At 69.2% G+C, this 19524-nt stretch carries 17 protein-coding genes; 2 read left to right on the top strand and 15 right to left on the bottom strand.

Translation table 11 applies throughout. The features are described 5' to 3' along the window. The 5 genes from ACTJLF_RS15825 to ACTJLF_RS15805 all read right to left on the bottom strand — a co-directional run. Nucleotides 1-1156, bottom strand: a 1156-nt coding sequence (locus ACTJLF_RS15825) for a tripartite tricarboxylate transporter permease (RefSeq protein WP_440883423.1), incomplete at its 3' end; no start/stop codon positions are given. A gap of 17 nt (nucleotides 1157-1173) precedes the next feature. Further along, nucleotides 1174-1662 (bottom strand): tripartite tricarboxylate transporter TctB family protein, encoded by a 489-nt coding sequence (locus tag ACTJLF_RS15820; protein ID WP_019655452.1) that lies wholly within the window; start codon nucleotides 1660-1662, stop codon nucleotides 1174-1176. Nucleotides 1663-1867: 205 nt separating this feature from the next. Continuing rightward, on the bottom strand, nucleotides 1868-2317 hold the full coding sequence (locus ACTJLF_RS15815; RefSeq protein WP_132800069.1) for an RNA recognition motif domain-containing protein: 450 nt from the start codon (nucleotides 2315-2317) through the stop codon (nucleotides 1868-1870). Nucleotides 2318-2508: 191 nt separating this feature from the next. Beyond that, nucleotides 2509-2745, bottom strand: coding sequence for a DUF3820 family protein (locus ACTJLF_RS15810; RefSeq protein ID WP_019655454.1), 237 nt, complete (start codon nucleotides 2743-2745; stop codon nucleotides 2509-2511). A 7-nt stretch (nucleotides 2746-2752) separates the two neighbouring features. Continuing rightward, nucleotides 2753-3148 carry a translation initiation factor Sui1 gene (locus tag ACTJLF_RS15805; protein WP_440883422.1) on the bottom strand — a complete coding sequence of 132 codons (396 nt, stop codon included), beginning with the start codon at nucleotides 3146-3148 and terminating at the stop codon, nucleotides 2753-2755. Nucleotides 3149-3223: 75 nt separating this feature from the next. Here ACTJLF_RS15805 and ACTJLF_RS15800 point away from each other — a divergent pair, with 75 nt between their 5' ends. After that, nucleotides 3224-4519 (top strand): DEAD/DEAH box helicase, encoded by a 1296-nt coding sequence (locus tag ACTJLF_RS15800; protein WP_440883421.1) that lies wholly within the window; start codon nucleotides 3224-3226, stop codon nucleotides 4517-4519. Here the strand turns inward: ACTJLF_RS15800 and ACTJLF_RS15795 are convergent. From ACTJLF_RS15795 to ACTJLF_RS15785, 3 genes are all read right to left on the bottom strand, one after another. After that, complete coding sequence (locus tag ACTJLF_RS15795) at nucleotides 4505-5926, bottom strand: dipeptidase (RefSeq protein ID WP_132752526.1); 1422 nt, start codon at nucleotides 5924-5926, stop codon at nucleotides 4505-4507. The genes ACTJLF_RS15800 and ACTJLF_RS15795 overlap by 15 nt on opposite strands. 26 nt (nucleotides 5927-5952) lie before the next feature. Beyond that, nucleotides 5953-7656, bottom strand: a complete 1704-nt coding sequence (locus ACTJLF_RS15790; RefSeq protein WP_440883420.1) for a carboxylesterase/lipase family protein — start codon at nucleotides 7654-7656, stop codon at nucleotides 5953-5955. A gap of 68 nt (nucleotides 7657-7724) precedes the next feature. Further along, a complete protein-coding gene (locus ACTJLF_RS15785; RefSeq protein WP_132751932.1) occupies nucleotides 7725-8723 on the bottom strand; it encodes a tripartite tricarboxylate transporter substrate binding protein in 999 nt (332 codons plus the stop codon). 131 nt (nucleotides 8724-8854) lie between these two features. On the opposite strand from ACTJLF_RS15785, the gene ACTJLF_RS15780 reads away from it, so the two are divergent. Beyond that, complete coding sequence (locus ACTJLF_RS15780) at nucleotides 8855-9784, top strand: LysR family transcriptional regulator (protein ID WP_440883419.1); 930 nt, start codon at nucleotides 8855-8857, stop codon at nucleotides 9782-9784. Between the two features lie 57 nt (nucleotides 9785-9841). Here the strand turns inward: ACTJLF_RS15780 and ACTJLF_RS15775 are convergent, their stop codons facing one another. From ACTJLF_RS15775 to ACTJLF_RS15745, 7 genes are all read right to left on the bottom strand, one after another. Then, nucleotides 9842-11008, bottom strand: coding sequence for an acyl-CoA dehydrogenase family protein (locus tag ACTJLF_RS15775; RefSeq protein WP_440883418.1), 1167 nt, complete (start codon nucleotides 11006-11008; stop codon nucleotides 9842-9844). A 99-nt stretch (nucleotides 11009-11107) separates the two neighbouring features. Continuing rightward, the gene (locus ACTJLF_RS15770; protein ID WP_440883417.1) at nucleotides 11108-12265 is read right to left on the bottom strand and encodes an acyl-CoA dehydrogenase family protein; all 1158 of its coding nucleotides are present in this window, start codon (nucleotides 12263-12265) and stop codon (nucleotides 11108-11110) included. 33 nt (nucleotides 12266-12298) lie between these two features. After that, on the bottom strand, nucleotides 12299-13201 hold the full coding sequence (locus ACTJLF_RS15765) for an SDR family oxidoreductase (RefSeq protein WP_126184083.1): 903 nt from the start codon (nucleotides 13199-13201) through the stop codon (nucleotides 12299-12301). 37 nt (nucleotides 13202-13238) lie between these two features. Then, on the bottom strand, nucleotides 13239-15209 hold the full coding sequence (locus ACTJLF_RS15760) for an acetyl/propionyl/methylcrotonyl-CoA carboxylase subunit alpha (protein WP_440883416.1): 1971 nt from the start codon (nucleotides 15207-15209) through the stop codon (nucleotides 13239-13241). Next, nucleotides 15206-16816 carry an acyl-CoA carboxylase subunit beta gene (locus ACTJLF_RS15755; protein ID WP_440883415.1) on the bottom strand — a complete coding sequence of 537 codons (1611 nt, stop codon included), beginning with the start codon at nucleotides 16814-16816 and terminating at the stop codon, nucleotides 15206-15208. Before ACTJLF_RS15755 ends, ACTJLF_RS15760 begins: the two co-directional genes overlap by 4 nt. Nucleotides 16817-16917: 101 nt before the next feature. Beyond that, nucleotides 16918-17691 carry an MHYT domain-containing protein gene (locus ACTJLF_RS15750; protein ID WP_019655466.1) on the bottom strand — a complete coding sequence of 258 codons (774 nt, stop codon included), beginning with the start codon at nucleotides 17689-17691 and terminating at the stop codon, nucleotides 16918-16920. 139 nt (nucleotides 17692-17830) lie between these two features. Then, complete coding sequence (locus tag ACTJLF_RS15745) at nucleotides 17831-19501, bottom strand: hypothetical protein (protein WP_440883414.1); 1671 nt, start codon at nucleotides 19499-19501, stop codon at nucleotides 17831-17833. Between the last annotated feature and the right edge of the window lie 23 nt (nucleotides 19502-19524).

Raw genomic sequence — 19524 nt, 5'->3', positions numbered from 1 at the left:
GCTTGATCCACATGCCGATCAGCGGCAGGTTCAGGATGATGAGCATCGCGTTGCCGATCCACATCGAGGCGATCAGGCCCCAGAAGAGCTCCGGGTTGCTGGTCATCACCTGCGGGCCCGGCTGGATGTTATGGATGGTCATCGCGCCCACCATCAGCGCCATCACCGCGTTGGGTGGGATGCCTAGCGTCAGCAGCGGGATGAAGGAGGTCTGCGCGCCCGCGTTGTTGGCCGATTCCGGCGACGCCACGCCGCGGATGTTGCCCTTGCCGAAGGGCACTTCGCCGGGGCGCATGCGGATCTTCTTCTCCAGCGCATACGAGGCGAACGAGGCCAGCAGCGCGCCGCCGCCGGGCAGGATGCCCAGCGCCGAGCCCAGCGCGGTGCCGCGCAGCACGGCGGGGAGCATGCGCTTGAAGTCGTCCTTGGTGGGCCACAGGCCCTTGACCTTGTGCGTGAACACCTCGCGCTCGTCGTCCGGCTGCGAGAGGTTGCCGATGATCTCGCCGTAGCCGAACACGCCCATCGCGATGACGACGAAGCCGATGCCGTCGGTGAGCTCCGGAATGTCGAAGCTGTAGCGCGCCACGCCCGAGTTGACGTCGGTGCCCACGATGCCCATCAGCAGGCCCAGCACGATCATCGCCACCGCCTTCAGCAGCGAACCCGAGGCCAGCACCACCGCGCCGATCAGGCCCAGCACCATCAGCGAGAAGTATTCGGCCGGGCCGAACTTGAAGGCCAGCTCGGTCAGCGGCGGCGCGAAGGCGGCCAGGATCAGCGTGCCCACGCAGCCCGCGAAGAACGAGCCCAGGCCGGCGGCGGCGAGCGCCGGGCCCGCGCGGCCCTGCCGGGCCATCTGGTAGCCGTCGATGCAGGTGACCACCGAGGACGATTCGCCCGGCAGGTTCACCAGGATGGCCGTGGTGGAGCCGCCGTACTGGGCGCCGTAGTAGATGCCGGCCAGCATGATCAGCGCCGACACCGGCGGCAGCGCGTAGGTGGCCGGCAGCAGCATCGCGATGGTCGCGACGGGCCCGATGCCCGGCAGCACGCCGATCAGCGTGCCCAGGATGCAGCCGATCAGGCAGTACAGCAGGTTGGTGAAGGTGAACGCGACGCCGAAGCCGGTCGCGAGGTTGTTGAAGAGTTCCATGGCGGCGTGCTCCTCGTTCAACCGGCGATGAAGGTGGGCCACACCTGGATCTGCAGCTTGAGCGCCCAGATGAACGCCACGTAGCTGCCGGCCGCCAGGATGGTCGCGAGGATCAGCACGTCGCGCAGCTTGAAGTGCTCGCCCGCCATGCTCGAGATGATGGTGAGCGCGTAGATCGCGATGATCATGCCCATGGCCGGCAGCCCGATGCTGGGCAGCCCGCCCAGCAGCACGCCGAAGGCCAGGTTCGCGCCGAGCACGAAGGCCAGCGGCTTCCAGGCCCACTTGCCGATCGGGTCGCCGTCGGTGGTCTCGACCACCATCGCCTGGAACATGATGATCGCGCCCAGCACCGCCAGCAGGATCCCCAGCATGAGCGGGAAGTAGCCCGGTCCCATGCGCGCGCCGTCGCCGATGGTGTAGGTGGTGGCGCCGATGGCGAAGGCGCCGCCCACGGCCGTGAACATGACTCCTGAGAAGAAGTCGGCCTGACTCTTGATGCGCATGTCTCGCTCCTCTTTGTTGGGGGAAACGAGGGTCGGGCTGCGCGCCTGACGGTGGGCTGACCGGTGCGGTACGAACAAGTGCGTACCGCAGGGCAAGGGTTCTCCCAGGGGCCCGGCCTTCGGGCAGGCGCGCCCGGAAACGAAAAAAGCTCCCGAAGGAGCTTTTTGGTTCAGGGGCCCGAAGGCCCCGGAAGGGGGGAAGGGCTCAGTAGCCGCCGCGGCCGCCGCCGTAGCCGCCACCGCCGCTGCGGTCGCCGCCGCCGCCGTAGCCGCCGCGATCACCACGGTCGCCGCCGTAACCGCCACCGCCGCCGCTGCGGCCACCGCCGCCGTAGCCGCCGCCACCACCACCGTAGCCGCCACCACCGCCGCCGCCGCCGTAGCCGCCGGTGCGGGGAGGACGAGCTTCCATCGGACGGGCTTCGTTCACCGTCAGGGCGCGGCCCTGCAGGGGCTGGCCGTTCATGGCTTCGATGGCTGCCAGTGCTTCGGCATCCGTACCCATTTCGACGAAGCCGAAGCCCTTCGAACGGCCGGTGTCACGTTCCATCATGACCTTGGCGCTGACGATCGAGCCGAATTCGCCGAAGGCTTGCTCCAGATCGTTGTCGCGGATCGAGTAGGCGAGGTTGCCCACATAAAGTTTCTTGCCCATCAAGGGACTCCTGATTCAAACCAACAAAAAGACAAAAAGCGATGGAGTCCCAGAATCACAACAAACAAGAACTGCGCTGTGGCGCGAAACTGACCGATCACCGAATTACGTGCACGGGAGCCGCAAGGCCCGCTGACACGTAGCGAGCATTATCCGGCCCGAATTCGAAAAATATGTGGCGAAATCGCCCCTTATCGGGAAACTCCTCGTTCCGGCGGGCGGTTTCGCAACGGTTTCAGCAGTCCGGAAAGCCCGTTGTGGTCTATTTCATGCATCAGGGCGAGCAATCGGCCAATTTCGCCCGAGGGAAAACCCTCGCGTGCAAACCAGGTCAGGTAATTTCCGGGCAAATCGGCAATCAGCGTGCCCTTGTACTTGCCGAAGGGCATTTCGAGCGTCACCAGCCGCTGCAGGTCTTCGGGTTTCATGGGAGCCTCAGCCTCCGGCGCGCTTGACCGTGTGGCCCAGCTTCGCGAGCGCCGCGATCACGGTTTCGCGGTGGTCGCCCTGGATTTCGATCGTGCCGTCCTTCACCGTGCCGCCCGTACCGCAGGCGGTCTTGAGCTGCTTGCCCAGCGCCAGCAGCGCCGCCGCTTCGAGCGCCACGCCCTTGACGACGGTCACGCCCTTGCCCTTTCGCCCCTTGGTCTCGTGCGACACGCGCACAATGCCGTCCGTGGCCGGCGCGCTGCGCGCCCTCTCGAGTTCCTTGCAGCGGCAACGGGCCACTGGCTCGCCGCAGCCGGGGCACATGCGTCCGCCGCCGTCGGTGGAATACACCAGGGTGCTGCCGCCGGACTGGCCGGCGCGCTGCTGTTTCATCGTCGACATCCGATACGCCTCTTCTCAATTTCCTTCTTTCGCCGGTTTCCCGTTCTTCGCCCGCCGCGCTCGCCCATCACACACATGCCATTCGATTCACTGGGCCTGGCCCCCGCGCTCGTGCAAGCTGCCGTCCGATGCGGCTTTTCGACGCCGACGCCCATCCAGGCCGCGGCCATTCCCTCGATTCTGCAAGGCCGCGACCTGCGGGGCTCGGCGCAGACCGGTTCCGGCAAGACCGCCGCATTTTCACTGCCGCTGCTGCAGCGCCTGGTTTCGCAGCAGCCGGAACGCCCCCAAGGCCCGCGCCGGGTGCGCGCGCTGGTGCTGGTGCCCACGCGCGAGCTCGCGGCCCAGGTGGGCGGCACCATGTACGAACTGGCCCAGGACCTGCCCGAGCGCCCGAAGATCGTCACCGTCTTCGGCGGCGTGTCGATCAACCCGCAGATGATGAACCTGCGCGGCGGCGCCGACATCGTCGTCGCCACGCCGGGCCGGCTGCTCGACCTGGTGGAGCACAACGCACTGCGGCTCGACGCCGTCGCCATGCTGGTGCTCGACGAGGCAGACCGCCTCTTCGACCTGGGCTTCGCGGAGGAACTCGGCCGCATCCTCGAACTGCTGCCGAAGCGGCGCCAGAACCTGTTCTTCTCCGCCACCTTCCCGCCGGCCATCGAGGCGCTGGCCGACCGCATGCTGCAGGAGCCGGCCATCGTCGACGTGCAGGGCGAGCCCGGCACCGCGCCCGACATCGTGCAGCGCGTGATCGAGGTCGACGCCGGCCGCCGCACCCAGCTGCTGCGCCACCTGCTCAAGCAGCACGAGCACGAGTGGGACCGCGTGCTGGTCTTCGTCGCCACGCAGCACGCGGCGCAGACCGTGGCCGAGAAGCTCTACCGCAACGGCATCTACGCCGTGCCCTTCCACGGCGACATCGCGCAGGGCACGCGCGGCGACATCCTCTCGCAGTTCAAGCAGAGCCGATGGGACGTGGTCGTCGCCACCGACCTCGCCGCGCGAGGCATCGACATCGCGCAGCTGCCGGTGGTCATCAACTACGACCTGCCGCGCTCGCCCACCGACTACATCCACCGCATCGGCCGCACCGGCCGCGCAGGCGAGAGCGGCCTGGCGATCAGCTTCGTGAGCGCGGCCACCGAGGCCCACTTCCGCCTGATCGAGAAGCGCAACGGCCTGAGGCTTGCGCGCGAGCGCGTCGAAGGCTTCGAGCCGACGGAAACCGCACCGCCGGTGGTCGATGCCTCGGGCACGGGCGGGATCAAGGGGAAGAGGCCGAGCAAGAAGGACAAGCTGCGGGCTGCTGCTGCTGCTGCTGCGGCGGCGGCGGCAGCAGCAGCGAAAACCTCAGGTGCCGACTGACCCGTCTGGTGCGGCATGGAACTCGGCAGGCGAATGCCTCGCCAGTTCCGCCAGCAGCAGTGTCCACGCGCGCGTGCCTTCGCGGATCGACTGCAGCCTGAAGAACTCGTTCGGCGCGTGCACGTCCTCGTCGGGCAGGTTGAAGCCGAACATCAGCGTGTCGATGCCCAACGTCTCTTTGAAAATCGACGTGACGGGCACGCTCGCGCCCAGCCGGACGTGGATGGGGCGCATGCCGGTCTCGCGTTCCAGCACCGCCTCGGCCGCGCGCACCAGCGGATGGCCGGGCGCGAGGGTCGATGCGGGGGAGCCGTCGTTGATGGCGACCACGTCGAGTGTGCAGCCGGTCGGGCAGTGCCGGCGCAGGTGGCTCAGCACCGAGCGGATGACCGCGCCTGCATCCTGCCCCGCGACCACGCGCGCGGTGAGTTTGGCCTGCGCCTCGCAGGGCACGATGGTCTTTCCGCCGCCGCCGGTGTAGCCGCCCCAGAGGCCGTTCACGTCGAGCGCGGGCCGCAAGGTGATGCGTTCGCGCGCGGTGTAGTCGGGTTCGCCGTGCGGGCTGCCGCCCACGTCGGAGAAGAATGCGGCCTCGTCGTACGTAAGCGCCGCAGTGTCGGCGCGCTGCCTGTCGGTGGGAGGCGACGCGCCGTCGTGGAAGCCATGCACCGCCACGCTCCCGTCCGCATCGTGCAGCGATGCGACCAGCCGCGCCATCTCGTGCAACGCGTTGCGCACGCCGCCGCCGTAGCGGCCCGAGTGCAGATCCTTGAGGGCGGTGCGCAGCCGAACTTCGAGCTGCGCGTTGCCGCGAGCGCCGGTGTTGATGGTGGGCACGCTGGCGCTTGCGCGGCCGCCGTCGGCGGAGAGCACCGCATCGGCCTGCAGCAGGTCGCGGTGCCGTGCGACGATGGTCCGCAGCGACGGGCTGCCGGTTTCTTCCTCGCCTTCGAGGAACACCTTGATGTTCACCGGGCAGCGGCCGTGCACTGACAGGAAGGCGGCGATGACCTCGAGCGCGATGGCGGTCGAGCCTTTCACGTCGGAGGTGCCCCTGCCGTAGAGCTTGCCGTCGATCTCGGTCGGCTCGAACGGCGGCGTGCGCCACTGCTCGAGCGGGTCGGCCGGCTGCACGTCATAGTGGCCGTAGACCATCAGCGTGGGGCGCCCCGGTGCGCCGTTCCATTCGCCGTACACGGCCGGTTCGCCGTCGCCGTCGAGCAGGCGCACGCCGGCGAGGCCCATGCGCCGCAGCCGCTCGACCAGGAAGCTTCGCGCCTCGTGCATGCCCTGGGTAAAGGCGGGGTCGGCGCTCACGCTCGGGATGCGCAGGAAGGCCTTGAGCCAGTCCACGATCTCGGCCTGGTGCGCTTCGAGGTGGTCGATGATCTGCTGTTGTTCGTCCATGGGCGTGGCTCGGCTGCGTCCCTGCATCAGTACATCGGCGGGAACACGGCCGGTCCCCACAGCGTGTCGCACTTGTGCGTGTGCTCAAACGCATTGCTCGACACCTTGACCGCGGGGTAGCTGAAGTCGATCAGCGCCCGCTCGGCCGGCCCTGTGAAGCGCGGCCAGCGCGTGGGGATGTTGCGGCCGTCGCCGTTCGGATCGCCGGTCTTCGCGAAGTTGAGCAGGTAGCTGCGCATCTGCGTCGCGAGCGTCTTGCGCTGGGCGGTGGTCGCGGCATCCGGCGTGCTCGCACTGCCTGGATCGAAATACGGATAGCCGGCCAGCGCGTCGACGGTGCCGGTGAAGTAGTAGCTGTCCATGCCGTGGGCCGTGCCGTAGTAGAAGCCGGATGGGTTCGACGGGAACGACAGCTGCGGATCGGTGAATTCCCAGCCATACACAGGCACCCACGCCGACAGCGCGTCGCGGCGGGCGCTGTTTCCACAGGCGTACATCGCGTCGCCGATGGCCCGCGCGATGCCCTGCGCCGGCACCGCGTAGTTGCCGATCGGGTAGGCAGCCTCGATGGCCGTGGTGTCGTAGCCGGCAGGAGCGAGGCCGCGAAGGTACAGCGGGTAGTAGGCGGCGCTGAGCTTCGTGTCGACGAACAGCGTGCCCTCGTCGAACACGCCGCCGATCATCACCGGCACCTGATTGAAGTTGCCGCTCTCGAATGCGCGTGCGGGCACCTGCGTGATGACCTGCGCATCGACAGTCGGTCGCCACTTGAGCCCGCCCTGCGCGAGCAGCGCGGACACCGGAAGCGCGCGCAGGCAGGCCACCACGTCGGCCGCGCCCGAGCAGCCGAGGTTGGTCACCGCGGTGTCGCCCACCGCGAGGGACGCGTCCATGCTCGGGTTCGAATACTCGGCGGCACCCCCGCTCTGCATCACGGCACGCTGGAACAGCCCCTTGGCCTTGGGCGACTGCAGCAGCGAGAAGCTCTGGGTCGCGCCCGCCGAGGTGCCCCACAGCGTGACGTTGCCCGCGTCTCCACCGAAGGCCGCGATGTTCTTCTGCACCCAGCCCAGCGCGGCCAGTTGGTCCATCACCGCGAAGTTGCCGAGGCTGCCGTCCTTGTTGGCCGCGCGCAGCGCCTTGTTCGCCAGGTAGCCGAGCGCACCCAGCCGGTAGTTGAAGCTCACGACCACCACGCCCTGGCTAGCCAGCGGGCTCGGGCCCATCTCGCCGGACCCGAGCGTGAACGCGCCCCCGTGGATGTAGAACACTACCGGCAGCCGGGCGCCCAGCTGCGTGCCGGCAGGCTTCCATACGTTGATGTAGAGACAGTCCTCGGCGATCGCCGAAGAAACCGCGCCCGGCGCCTGCGGGCAGGCGTTGCCGAAGGCCCTGGCCTGCAGCGGAGCGTCGTGCGCGGCCGGCGGCTGCGGAGGTGCCCAGCGCAGCGCGCCCACCGGAGGCCGTGCATAGGGAATGCCGAGGAAGGACACCGTGTCCGCGCCCGCCGTGCCAGCTACCTTGCCTTCGGTCGTCACTGCGATCGTCGTGTCCTGCGCGGCAGGCGGCGTTGCCGGAGCTGGGCTCGCGGCAGGGGCTGGCGTCGGCGTCGGCGTCGGCGTCGGCACGATGCCGCCGAATGCCGCGCCGCCTCCACTGCCGCCACCGCCGCAGGCGGACAGCGACAGCGCGACCAGCAGTGCCAGGCAACGGGTTTTTCTCGTCTTCATGGAAGCACCTCTTCGAATGGTTGGAATCGAGGAAAGAGAGAGATGGAGGCAAGCAGGCCGTGGCGCAGTCAGGGCGACTCGTAGCCGATGGTCTTGACCAGGTCGCGGTAGCGGGCGATCTCCGCCGCGTAGAACTTCTCGCCCGTTTCGAGGCTCATCGGCTCGAACACGGTCTTGGCCTGCGATTCCAGCTGCGTCCGTGCGTGCGGGTTCTTCAGCGCCGCGCCGATGGCTGCGTTGAGCCGCTCGGCGATGGGGCGCGGCGTGCCCTTGCGCACCATGTACGAAGTCCAGATGCCGAAGTCGAAGTCCTTCATGTCCCGGCTCTGGGCGCTGGTCTGCAGCGTGTCGAAGGGCGGCGGCAGGCGCCTGCCCGGCGAGAGGGAGCCGATCACGCGAAGCCGCCCCTGCTTCACGTAGTCGGCATAGAAGGCCTGGTACGGCATGAAGGCGAAGTCGATCTGCCCGCCGATCAAGTCCTGGATGATCGGCGCGCCGCCCTTGTAGGGCACATGCGTGACGGCGGCTCCGGTGCGCTTAGTGAAGAGTTCGCCCAGCAGGTGGTACAGCGTGCCGGCGCCCGGCGTGCCATAGCTCAGCGGCGCGTCCTTGCGCGAACGCGCGAGCGCGACGAACTCGTCCAGCGTCTGGGCCGGCAGGGCGCTGTTCACCACCAGCACCAGCGGCGAAGTGGCCACAGGCGCGATCCACTGGAAGTCTTCAGGCCTGTAGCGCGTGCTCCTGTTGACCAGCCCCGCGAGGATCAACTCGTTGGGCGAGCCCTGGAACAGGTAGTGGCCGTCGGCCGGCGCTGCCAGCACCTTGTTGGCCGCGATGGCGCCCGCCGCGCCGCCGAGGTTCTCGACGATCACCTGCCCCCCCAGCTCCTTGCCAACCAGATCGTTGAGCGCCCGTGCGGTGAAGTCGCTGGCCGCGCCGGCCGGGTAAGGAACCATCATCGTCACGACCTTCGCGGGGTAGGCGGCCTGCGCTATCGCCGTCGTCGTGGTCGCCACGGCGCAACCTAGAAAAGTCAGCGCGCCGAGCCATTGACCGAACCGGTTCATGGGAATTCCTTGGTCCAAAGTAGTACGCGATGGATGCTAGGAATCGAGGGTTCATCTGTCCAATGCATTGTTTTTGTAATTATCATGAGTACATCTCATGCATATGACGACGGCCGAAGCCGCGACCCGCCATGAATCTGCAGCAACTCGACCACCTGCTCGCGCTCGCCGAAACCGGCTCCTTCAGCCGGGCCTCGGAGAAAGTGCACCTGACCCAGCCCGCGCTGAGCCGCAGCATCCAGATGCTCGAGCAGGAGCTGGGCATGCAGCTCGTTGATCGCATCGGCAAGCGCAACGAGCTCACGCCCTTCGGTGCGATGGTGCTGGCGCGGGCCAAGCGCATCTCCACTGAAGCGCACGAACTCAAGCGCGCGGCGGCGCTGCTGTCGGAGGGTCAGGCCGGATCGGTGCGGCTCGGGCTGGGCGCGGCGCCGGGCGCGCTGTTCTCGTCGCCGCTTCTGATCCACATGCTGCGCAACCATCCGAAGGTCGGGCTGCAGCTGCACGGCGGCGGACCGGAGCTGCAGCTCGCGGCGTTGCGCTCACGCAACCTCGACGCAGTGGTGCTCACCTACCGCGCCGTGGCACCCCGCGAGGACCTGCACATCGAGGTGCTGCCGACCATGCGCTCAGGCTTCGTCTGCCGGTGCGACCATCCGTTGCTGAAGCAGGGGGGCGGCAAGCCGGTGCGCTTCGAAGAGCTGGCGCAGCACCCGGTGATCTCGACCATGGTGAGCGACGACGTGGCGCGCATCCTGGTCGAGCGCTATGGCAGCGACGCGAGCCCGCAGCGCTGGCTGCATGTGTCGTCGGAAGACATCGGCACGCTGATCGAGGCCGTGCGCAACACCGACGCCGTGTTCCTGGGCGTGCTCGCCGCCACGCGCGCGCTGCAGGACAGCGGCGAACTGGCCGAATTGAAGGTGGAGCCTGCCGCGGGAATCAGTGCGCAGTTCGCCTTCGTCACCCTCGACGGCAGGACAGAGGCGCCTGCACTGCGGCTGGTGCGCGAGTTCTGCATCGGACTCGCGCGGGCCGGTGCCGATCAGCCCGCCGCGTGACCCACCTGATGCCGCGCAATCCGCAGGCGCGCCGGTGAAGAGCAGCAGGAGCAGCCTCTACAGCCACCCCATCTGCCTGGCCGCCAGCTCCTTCATGATCTCCTCGGCCCCGCCGCCGATCATCATCACCTTCACCTCGCGGTAGATGCGCTCGCTGACGGTGCCGCGCATGAACCCCATGCCGCCGAGGATCTGCACCGCCTGGTCGGCGCAGAACTGCATGGTCTGCGTCGCGTGGTTCTTCAGCAGGCAGATCTGCGCGACCCACTCGGGTGCGTTGTGGCGGCCGGCCGCTTCGAGCGCATCGCCTTCAGCCGACACGGCCTCTATCCACGCCTCGGTGGAGGCGATGCGCATCTGCATGTCGACCAGCTTGTGGCGCACCGCCTGGTGTTCGACGAGCGCGGTGCCGAAGGCCTTGCGCTCGCGCGCCCACGCCAGGGCCTCGTCGAGGCAGGCCTGCGAGAAGCCCAGCGCTCCCGCGGCAAGGCCGATGCGCTCGCCGTTGAAGTTGCCCATGATCATGCGGAAGCCTTCGCCCTCGTGCCCGAGCAGGTAGCGCGCGGGCACGCGCACGTTGTCGAAGTGCAGGGTGGCGGTGTCGGAGCATAGCCAGCCCATCTTCGAGAGGCGCGTACGCGTGAGGCCCGGCGCGTCGCCCGGCACCAGCAGCATCGAGATGCCGCCCGCGCCGCGGCCCTCGCCGGTGCGCACGGCCACGGTGATCCAGTCGGCGCGCATGCCCGAGGTGATGAAGGTCTTCTCGCCGTTGACGACGTAGTGGTCGCCGTCGAGCCGTGCCGTCGTGCGAAGTGCAGCCACGTCGGAGCCGCCGCCGGGCTCGGTGATCGCCAGCGCCGCGATCTTCTCGCCGCGCAGCACCGGCGGCACGACCTCGCTGCGCACCGCGTCGCTCGCGTGCAGCACCACGGGCGGCAGGCCGATGTTGTGCGAGAACAGGCTCGCGAGCACGCCGCCGCTTTTGCCATGGCGTGCGAGCGCGACCCAGGCGGGCAGCTTGAGCGAGTACGAGGCGGGCGTACCGCCGAGTTCTTCCGGATAGCCCAGGCCCAGCAGGCCGAGCTCGGCCGCGCGCGCGTAGAGCCCGCGCGGAAACTCGCCCGCGTCGTCCCAGGCCTGCACGTTCGGCGCGATCTCGTCGCCGGCGAACCGCCGGACCAGGTCGGCCAGCACCTGGCGGTCCGCGGCCAGTTCTGCATTCATCCTGCTGTCTCCTTCAGGGGAAATGGGTGGTGTCGAAAGCGGGCGTCCGGCTGTTCGACGGCCCCGTCTCCAGACGGCACGACCAAGCCCGCAAACCTCTCAGCGCGGCGGCCGCTTGGCGATGCCCATGGTCTTCGCGAGGATGCCCAGCATCACCTCGTCGGCGCCGCCGCCGATCGAGCCCAGGCGGCCGTCGCGGTACAGGCGCGAGACGCGGTTCTCCAGCGTGAAGCCCATGCCGCCCCAGAACTGCAGGCAGGTGTCGGCCACCTGGCGCGTGAGGCGGCCGGTTTTGAGCTTGGCCATCGACGCGAGCTCGAGCACGTCCTCGCCCTTCACGTGCAGGTCGCAGGCGCGGTAGGTGAGCGCGCGCAGCGCTTCCACCTCGGTCTTCAGTTCGGCCAGCTTGAACTGCACCCACTGCTGGTCGGCCAGCGTGGAGCCGAACATCTGCCGCTGCTGCGCCCACTCGATGGTCTGCGCGATGCAGTCCTCCATCGGCTCCAGCGAACTGGCGGCGGCCCAGAGGCGCTCTTCCTGGAACTGCTGCATCTGGTAGACGAAGCCCTGGCCCTCCTCGCCGATGCGATAGCGCTGCGGCACGCGCACGTTGTCGAAGTAGATCAGGCCGGTGTCGCTCGAATTCATGCCGATCTTGCGCAGCTTCTTCGCCTTCTCGATGCCGGGGCTGTCCATCGGCACCATCACGAGCGACTTGTTGCGGTGCACGGGGCCGTCGCTGGTGTTGACCAGCATGCACATCCAGTCGGCCTGCAGGCTGTTGGTGATCCACATCTTCTGGCCGCTGATGAGGTAGTCGCCGCCGTCCTTTCGCGCATGGCTCTTCAGGCCCGCCACGTCGCTGCCCGAGCCGGGCTCGCTCACGCCGATGCAGCCGACCATGTCGCCCGCGATGGCGGGTGCCAGGAACTCGCGGCGCAGCTCGTCGCTGCCGAAGCGCGCGAGCGCAGGGGTGCACATGTCGGTCTGCACGCCGATGGCCATCGGCACGCCGCCGCAGGAGATGTGGCCCAGCGCCTCGGCCATGGCCATCGCATACGAATAGTCCAGGCCCGCGCCGCCGAAGGCCTCGGGCTTGTTCAGCCCCAGCATGCCGAGGCTGCCGAGCTTCTTGAAGACCTCGTGCGCGGGGAAGATCTCTGCCTCTTCCCACTCGTCCACGTGCGGGTTGATCTCGTCGTCGATGAAGCGGCGCAGGGTCTTCTGGATCTCGAGGTGTTCGTGGCTGTACTGCATGGGGTGGTCTCCGGTCTTTCCTTGTCTCTCGTCTTACTCGTCCTGGAACACGCGCGGCGCCTGCGCCAGGTGGAAGCCGTCGAAGGGCTTCACCGCGCGGCGCTGCTGCGCCTGCGCATCGGGAATCGCCATCGGCCAGCCCATGCGCACCTGCGGCCGCGCGCCGTCCACGCGCAGCACGCTGCCGCTGATGAAGCTCGCGGCCGGGCCCAGCAGGAAGACGATGGCGGCGGAGGTCTCGGCCTCGTTGCCGAAACGCCCGGCCGGCACGGTCTTGCGCATGGCGCGCAGCATGTCGCCGGCCTCGGGCGGGTAGTGGTCCATGCCGCTCGATGCGATGTAGCCCGGCGCCACCGCGTTCACGCGCACGCCGCTCGCGGCCCATTCGAGCGCGGCGGTCTCGGTGAAGCTCACCATGCCCGCGCGCGCCGCGCCGCTGTGGCCCATGTTGGGCATGGAGCCCCACATGTCGGCCACGATGTTGACGATGGCGCCGCCCTGGGCCTGCATGCTCTGCAGGTAGCACTCGCGCGCGACCAGGAAGCCGCCCGTGAGGTTGGTGTGGATCACCGCCTCCCAGCCCTTGGCCGAGATCGCGTGCAGCGGCGTGATGTACTGGCCGCCCGCGTTGTTGACCAGACCGTCGATGCGGCCGTGCGCGGCGACGACGGCGGCGATGGCCTCGCGCACCGCGTCCTCGTTGCGGATGTCGAAGGCCTGCGTGGAAGCCTTGCCGCCGGCGGCCTCGATCTCGGCGCGCACCGCGTCGAGCTTCTCGGGCTTGCGTCCGACCAGCACCACCTGCGCGCCCAGCGAGGCGAGCTCGTGCGCGGTACAGCGGCCGATGCCGGAGCCGCCGCCGGTGACGACGACGACCTGCCCGTCGAACAGGCCGGGGGCGAAGACGGAACGGTAGTGGGAAGAGGGTGAGTTCATGCGGTTGGCTTCGGTAAAGGCGCGGGGTCGGTCCCCGTCATGCATCGGCGACCTGCGCGACCACGTGGCGCGCCGCCACCTGCGCGCCGACCGCGACATGCAGGGCGACACGTCCGGCGCGCGGTGCGCAGTGCACATGCTCCATCTTCATCGCCTCCAGCGTGACCAGCGGCTGGCCCGCGGCGACGGCCTCGCCCTCGGCCACCAGCAGCGCGATCACGCGGCCGTTCATGGAGGCGCGCAGCAGGCCGTCGCCGCCGTCGTCATGGGCGCGGGTGGCTGGGGCGTGGGTGAGGTCGTCGAGGCGGTGGGCCTGTCCGTCGTGGTGGAAGAGCACGCGGCCGCCGTGCCGCGCGACGAAGGCTTGCGCGTCGAGCCCATTGCACGAGAAGCGCAGGCTGCCGTCGCCGGGCATGTCGAGCAGCGCGAGCTGCACCGGCCCCTGGCCGTCCAGCGCGATGCCGAATCGGCCGGCACCGCGCGGCGTCACGCGCGCGGCGTGCACCGTGCCGTCGAGCTCGAAGCGCAGGGCATTGGGCAGCGTGTGCGCCAGCGGCGAAGGCCAGCCGCGTTCGCCGAGCTGCAGCAGCAGCGCGGCGAGCAGCGCTGCGCGGTTGCGACCTGCTTCGTCGGCGGCGAGCAGCGCGCCGATGTGGTCGGCCACGAAGGCGGTCGTCGCCTCGCCGCTTGCAAACACCGCATGCGACAGCGTGCGCTCCAGCAGCTGCTGGTTGGTCGGGATGCCGAGCGCGACGGTGTCCTGCAGGCCCGCCAGGAGCCGCTGCCTCGCGTCCTCCCGTGTGCGGCCGTGGGCGACCAGCTTGGCGATCATCGAGTCGTAGAAGGGCGGCACCTCGGCGCCGTCGCGCAGGGCATGCTCGGTGCGCAGCGCGGGGCTGGGGCGCCATCCGGCCAGCGTGCCGCTCTGCGGCATGAAGCCCTGCTGCGGATCTTCGGCACACAGGCGCACCTCGATCGCATGGCCGGAAAAGTGCACGTCCTGCTGCGTGACCGGCAGCGGCTCGCCGGCCGCGACGCGCAATTGCAGCTCGACCAGGTCGAGTCCGGTCACGGCTTCCGTCACCGGATGCTCCACCTGCAGGCGCGTGTTCATCTCCATGAACCAATACCGGCCCTCGGCGTCGAGCAGGAATTCGAGCGTGCCCGCGCCCTCGTAGCCGATGGCCTTCGCCGCGGCGACGGCGGTGGCGCCCATGCGTTCGCGCAGCGCTTGCGAGACGGCGGGCGAGGGCGCTTCCTCCACCACCTTCTGGTGCCTGCGCTGCACCGAGCAGTCTCGCTCGCCGAGGTGGATGGCATTGCCGTGCCGGTCCGCGAACACCTGCACCTCGACATGGCGCGGCGCGACGATGGCGCGCTCCAGGATCACGGTGGCGTCGCCGAATGCATTGAGCGCCTCCGACTGCGCGCTGCGCAGCTGCTCGGCGAAGTTCGCGGCCGAGCTGACGAGCCGCATGCCGCGCCCGCCACCGCCGGCCGTGGCCTTGATCATCACCGGCCAGCCGATGCGCGCGGCTTCGGCAGCGAGCGTTCTTTCGCCCTGGTCCTCGCCCTGGTAGCCCGGAATGCAGGGCACGCCCGCCGCCTGCATCAGCCGCTTGGCGCCGGCCTTGTCGCCCATCGCGCGGATGGCTTCGGGCGAAGGTCCGATGAAGACCAGGCCGGCATCGCGGCAGGCCTGCGCGAAGGCCGCGTTCTCGGCGAGGAAGCCGTAGCCGGGGTGCACCGCGTCGGCGCCGCTGGTGCGCGCGGCCTCGACGATCGCGGCGATGTTCAGGTAGCTCTGCGCGGGCAGCGGCTCGCCGATGTGCACCGCCTCGTCGGCGAAGCGCACGTGTTGCGAACCGGCGTCGGCGCTGGAGTACACGGCCACGGTGCGAAAGCCCATGGCGCGGGCCGTGCGCATGACGCGCACCGCGATCTCGCCGCGGTTGGCGACCAGGATCTTCCGGAACCTGGTGGTGATGCTGGTGTTGCCGCTGCTCATGGACGTGCCACCCCGAACTGCATGGGTTGCGCCGTGCGCGTGTCGGCGTCGCGGCAGATCGAGAGAACCTCGGCCAGCACGGCGCGGGTGTCGCGCGGGTCGATCACGCCGTCGTCCAGCAGCAGGGCGCTGGTGGTGAACACGCTCATCTGCCGGTCGAAGCGCTCGATGACCTGCTGCTGCATCGCGTCGATCTTCGACTGGTCGACCGCGCCCTTTCGTGCCATGCCGGCCTCCATCACGATGGCCATGGTCTTCGCCGCCTGCTCGCCGCCCATCACGGCGGTGCGCGCGTTGGGCCAGCTGAAGCAGAAGCGCGGCGCGAAGCCGCGGCCGCACATGCCGTAGTTGCCCGCGCCGTACGAGGCGCCGCACAGCAGCGTGACCTGCGGCACGGTGGCGTTCGACACCGCCTGGATCATCTTCGCGCCGTGCTTGATGATGCCGGCCTCCTCGTGCGCGCGGCCCACCATGTAGCCGGTGATGTTCTGCAGGTAGACGATGGGCGTGCGCGACTGGCAGCAGGCCTGGATGAAGTGCGTGGCCTTGGTGGCGCCGTCGGAGTCGATCGGGCCGTTGTTGGTGATGATGCCCACGGCATGTCCTTCGAGCCGGATGTGGCCGCAGACGGTGGCGCTGCCGTAGTGCTCGCTGAAGGCCAGGAACTCGGAGCCGTCGGCGATGCGCGCGATGACCTCGCGCATGTCCACCGGGCGGCGGCCGTCGCTGGGCATGATGCCCAGCAGTTCCTCGGCGTCGTAGCGCGGCGGTGCGAAGCTGCGCGGCGCTTCGTCGCGCGCCCAGTCGATGCCGCCGAGGATCGAGCGGGCGATGCGGATGGCGTCGCGGTCGTCCTCCGCGAGGTAGTCGCCCAGGCCCGAGATGTGGGTGTGCATCACGGCGCCGCCCAGTTCCTCTTCCGTGGCGATCTCGCCGGTGGCGGCCTTCAGCAGCGGCGGCCCCGCGAGGAAGGCGCGCGTGCGGTCGCGCACCATCACGATGTAGTCGGAAAGCCCGGTCTGGTAGGCGCCGCCCGCGGTCGAGGAGCCGTGCGTCACCGTCACCACCGGCAGCCCCGCGGCCGACAGCCGCGCGAGATTGCGGAAGATGTTGCCGCCGCGCACGAAGTCCTGCACGCGGTACTGCATCAGGTTGGCGCCCGCGCTTTCCACCAGCTGCACGTAGGGCAGCCTGTTCTCCAGCGCGATCTCCTGCACGCGCAGCTGCTTGTCCAGGCCCATGGGCTGCAGCGCGCCGGCGTCGATGCCCGAGTCGGAGGCGTTGACCATGCAGCGCACGCCCGCGACGTAGCCGATGCCGGAGATCAGGCCGCCGCCGGGCACGCTCCTGGAAAGATCGGGGTTGTCCTGGCCGAGGCCCGCGAGCGAGGCCAGCGGCAGGAACGGAGCGCCGGTGTCCAGCAGCAGCGCGAGGCGCTCGCGCGGCAGCAACTGGCCGCGCCTGGCGAATCGCTCTGCCGAGGCTGCGGAGGCCGCGACGGCGCGGGCCTCGTGCTCGCGCACCTGGCCGAGCAGCGCCAGCATGCTGGCCCGGTTGGCCTGGAAGGTGTCGCTGGCCGCTTGCAGCCGGGATTCGATGACTGGCATGAAAAGAGTCCGTGCAGATCGCTTGTTTCTTCGTTCTGCACGGACTCTAGGTCGCGGGCGCGGCGCCCGCTTGCGCTGACTGGCTGATGCCCGCCGGGCGCTCAGCCCGCGCGGGCGCGCCGGGGCGCGACCGGCGCGTCGAGGCTGCTGCCCGTGACCACCCAGTAGATGAAGATCAGCACCGCGCCGGCCGTGCCGAACACCGTCAGGCCCATGTAGCTGCCGCCGATGGCCAGCGCGTCGACCGGCGCGGCGGCGGTGCAGACCATGCTGGCCGCGCTCATGCCCACGTAGTGCATGGTGCAGACCGCCACGCCCATCACGGCGGCGGCCGCGACCTTGTGCGTGAACTTGCGCAGGTTGAAGGCCAGCCAGAGCGCGGCGCCGGCCGCCGTGACGGCGATCAGCACCGACAGCCCGACCGTCGCCAGGTCGAAGTTCATCGAGGCGCGCATGTTCATCGCGAACATGCCCATGTAGTGCATCACGCACACGCCGATGCCCGCCAGCAGGCTGCCCGCGAGCCAGCCCGGCTTGCTGAACTTGCGCTGCCCGCCCGCCATGTACAGCGCGATGCCCGAGATCAGGATCGCCGCCACCAGCGACACCACCGTCAGCGGCATGTTGTACGAGATCGCCACCGGCAGCCGGTACGCCAGCATGCCGATGAAGTGCATCGACCAGATGCCGATGCCGCCCAGCGCGACCGCCGCGCAGGTCACGACCGCGAGGTTGGGCCTGCCGTCCGGGCCGACCATCCGGCCGGCGCAGATCAGGGCCACGAGCGAGCCCGCGAAGGAAATGAGGAAGGAGAGCGCCACCATGCCCGGGGAGTACTCGGGCGACAGGATCTGGCCTACGACGAGCGGAGTCATGCGATGTCCCTTTCAGGTCAAGAAAAGAGCGCCTCGCGGACTCCCGCTCGCGGGATGCGGACGGGGCGCCACAAGGCGTCCCGCGCAGTCTGTAATGTTTGTTTGTAAAAGTAAACTGAAATTTACACTTATTGTTACGCTACCTTACGGGACGGATTCGATATATCGCGTTGTTGCGATCGGCGGCCATGTAGACGGTGCCGTCGCGGCCCACCGCCACGCCCGTCACCACGTAGGGCGGAGGCAGCCCGGGGCCGGGCGCGAGGCCGATCGGCAGGTTCTCGGCGACGGTCCGGCGGCTGCCGTCGGGTGCGATCTCCACGAGCCGGCGCGCCGCGCTCTCAGCCACGATGAAGCTGCCCCAGGGCGTTTGAGCCACGCCTTCGGGCAGGGCCAGGCCCTCTGCCACCGCGCGCAGCGGGGCGCTGGCGTCCAGCGGAATGCGCAGCAGCCGGCCGGCGGCCTCGGTCACGTAGAGCGCGCCGTCCTGGCCGACGATCATCTGCACCGGGCCGTTCAGGCCGCTGGCGAGCACTGACTTTTCTGCGAACTTCGGCCCGCTGGCGCGCGTGATGCTGCCGGTGGCGATCTCGGCATAGATCACGCTGCCGTCGGGCATGGGGATGGCATCGAAGGGCGCCTTCAGGCCGTGGATGGTCTCGACCGTCTTCAGGGTCTGCCGGTCGACCAGCTGCACCGTGCCGGTGAACCACGAACTCAGCGCGAAGAGCTTCGGCGACAGGCCGACCGCGAACGGGTAGTCGAGCTCCGGGTCGCGCTGCATGCGGAACACGTCGCGCACCTCGCCGCTGCGCACGTCGACCTGGCGGAAGCCGAAGACGTCGGCCACCCAGAGGTCGTTGCCGTCGATCTTCATGCCGGCCGGCGCCGCCACCTTGCCGCTGGTGAGCGTGCGCAGCTCGCCGGTGGCGGGGTTGAAGGCCTGCACCTCGTTGTTGGCCATGTTGGAGACGTAGATCGTCCCGTCGGGCGTGTCCTTGGCGATGGCGAGGTTGTCGAGCGAGGGCCGCAGCTGCTTCGCGACCGTCTTGCGGCCGGTGGCCAGCTCCACCCGCACAAGCTCGCCGCTGCGTGCATCGACCACCCAGAGGTTGCCCTTGCCGTCGAGGTTGGCGGCCGCCGGAATCTTGAAGCCGTCGGCGATCACGGTCATGTTGCCGTTGGCCGGGTCGATCTTCACCACCTGGCCCTTGAACCAGAGCGGCCCGTAGAGCATGCCGTCGGGCCCCGCCTCGAAGCCGTTGAAGCCGCCCATGTCCTTCCTGATGAGCCTGGGCGGCTTCTGGCCCTCGCGGTCGATCTCCCACAGCGCGTCGCCCAGGAACACCTGCGAGGCGTAGAGCCTGCCGTTGCGGCGGTCGAAGTCGAGCGAGTTGATGCCGGGCAGGTCCTTGGCCAGCACGCGCATGGGGGCGGTGTCGCTCTCGCGGTAGCGCACCATGCCCATGAGGTAGTTGGTCCAGGCGAGTTCGCCCTTCGGGCCCACGGCGATGTCGTCGGCCTGGCCTTCGGGCGCGTCGATGAACACCTTTGCAGCGCCCGTGCTGCGGTCGACCTCCCACATCGTGTTGCCCAGTACCGAGCCCGCCAGCAGCCGGCCCTTGGCGTCGATGGCCAGCCCGTGCACCCCGGCGAAGGCCGATGGCGCCACCAGCGCCTCGGGCGCGGCCCAGGAAGCAGGTCGGGTGGGCGGACTGGTGGACGTTGGCGGCGCGAGGCTGCTGCAGGCGCCCAGCAGGGCGAGGGTGGCGGTCAGCGCGATGGCGCCGAGGCTGCGTCGACGGGGCATGGTTGGCGTCTCCTCTTGTTGAT

The sequence above is a fragment of the Variovorax sp. 22077 genome (genome assembly GCF_052044195.1).
Classification (GTDB): domain Bacteria; phylum Pseudomonadota; class Gammaproteobacteria; order Burkholderiales; family Burkholderiaceae_C; genus Variovorax; species Variovorax atrisoli.
Note: the sequence above shows the minus strand (reverse complement) of the source record. Positions and strands in the feature narration are given on the sequence as shown.

Bases quoted from the DNA above. Each gene is read 5' to 3' on its own strand.
- ACTJLF_RS15820 (WP_019655452.1), bottom strand. From the start codon at position 1,662: ATGCGCATCAAGAGTCAGGCCGACTTCTTCTCAGGAGTCATGTTCACG.
- ACTJLF_RS15815 (WP_132800069.1), bottom strand. From the start codon at position 2,317: ATGGGCAAGAAACTTTATGTGGGCAACCTCGCCTACTCGATCCGCGAC.
- ACTJLF_RS15810 (WP_019655454.1), bottom strand. From the start codon at position 2,745: ATGAAACCCGAAGACCTGCAGCGGCTGGTGACGCTCGAAATGCCCTTC.
- ACTJLF_RS15805 (WP_440883422.1), bottom strand. From the start codon at position 3,148: ATGTCGACGATGAAACAGCAGCGCGCCGGCCAGTCCGGCGGCAGCACC.
- ACTJLF_RS15800 (WP_440883421.1), top strand. From the start codon at position 3,224: ATGCCATTCGATTCACTGGGCCTGGCCCCCGCGCTCGTGCAAGCTGCC.
- ACTJLF_RS15795 (WP_132752526.1), bottom strand. From the start codon at position 5,926: ATGGACGAACAACAGCAGATCATCGACCACCTCGAAGCGCACCAGGCC.
- ACTJLF_RS15790 (WP_440883420.1), bottom strand. From the start codon at position 7,656: ATGAAGACGAGAAAAACCCGTTGCCTGGCACTGCTGGTCGCGCTGTCG.
- ACTJLF_RS15785 (WP_132751932.1), bottom strand. From the start codon at position 8,723: ATGAACCGGTTCGGTCAATGGCTCGGCGCGCTGACTTTTCTAGGTTGC.
- ACTJLF_RS15780 (WP_440883419.1), top strand. From the start codon at position 8,855: ATGAATCTGCAGCAACTCGACCACCTGCTCGCGCTCGCCGAAACCGGC.
- ACTJLF_RS15775 (WP_440883418.1), bottom strand. From the start codon at position 11,008: ATGAATGCAGAACTGGCCGCGGACCGCCAGGTGCTGGCCGACCTGGTC.
- ACTJLF_RS15770 (WP_440883417.1), bottom strand. From the start codon at position 12,265: ATGCAGTACAGCCACGAACACCTCGAGATCCAGAAGACCCTGCGCCGC.
- ACTJLF_RS15765 (WP_126184083.1), bottom strand. From the start codon at position 13,201: ATGAACTCACCCTCTTCCCACTACCGTTCCGTCTTCGCCCCCGGCCTG.
- ACTJLF_RS15760 (WP_440883416.1), bottom strand. From the start codon at position 15,209: ATGAGCAGCGGCAACACCAGCATCACCACCAGGTTCCGGAAGATCCTG.
- ACTJLF_RS15755 (WP_440883415.1), bottom strand. From the start codon at position 16,816: ATGCCAGTCATCGAATCCCGGCTGCAAGCGGCCAGCGACACCTTCCAG.
- ACTJLF_RS15750 (WP_019655466.1), bottom strand. From the start codon at position 17,691: ATGACTCCGCTCGTCGTAGGCCAGATCCTGTCGCCCGAGTACTCCCCG.
- ACTJLF_RS15745 (WP_440883414.1), bottom strand. From the start codon at position 19,501: ATGCCCCGTCGACGCAGCCTCGGCGCCATCGCGCTGACCGCCACCCTC.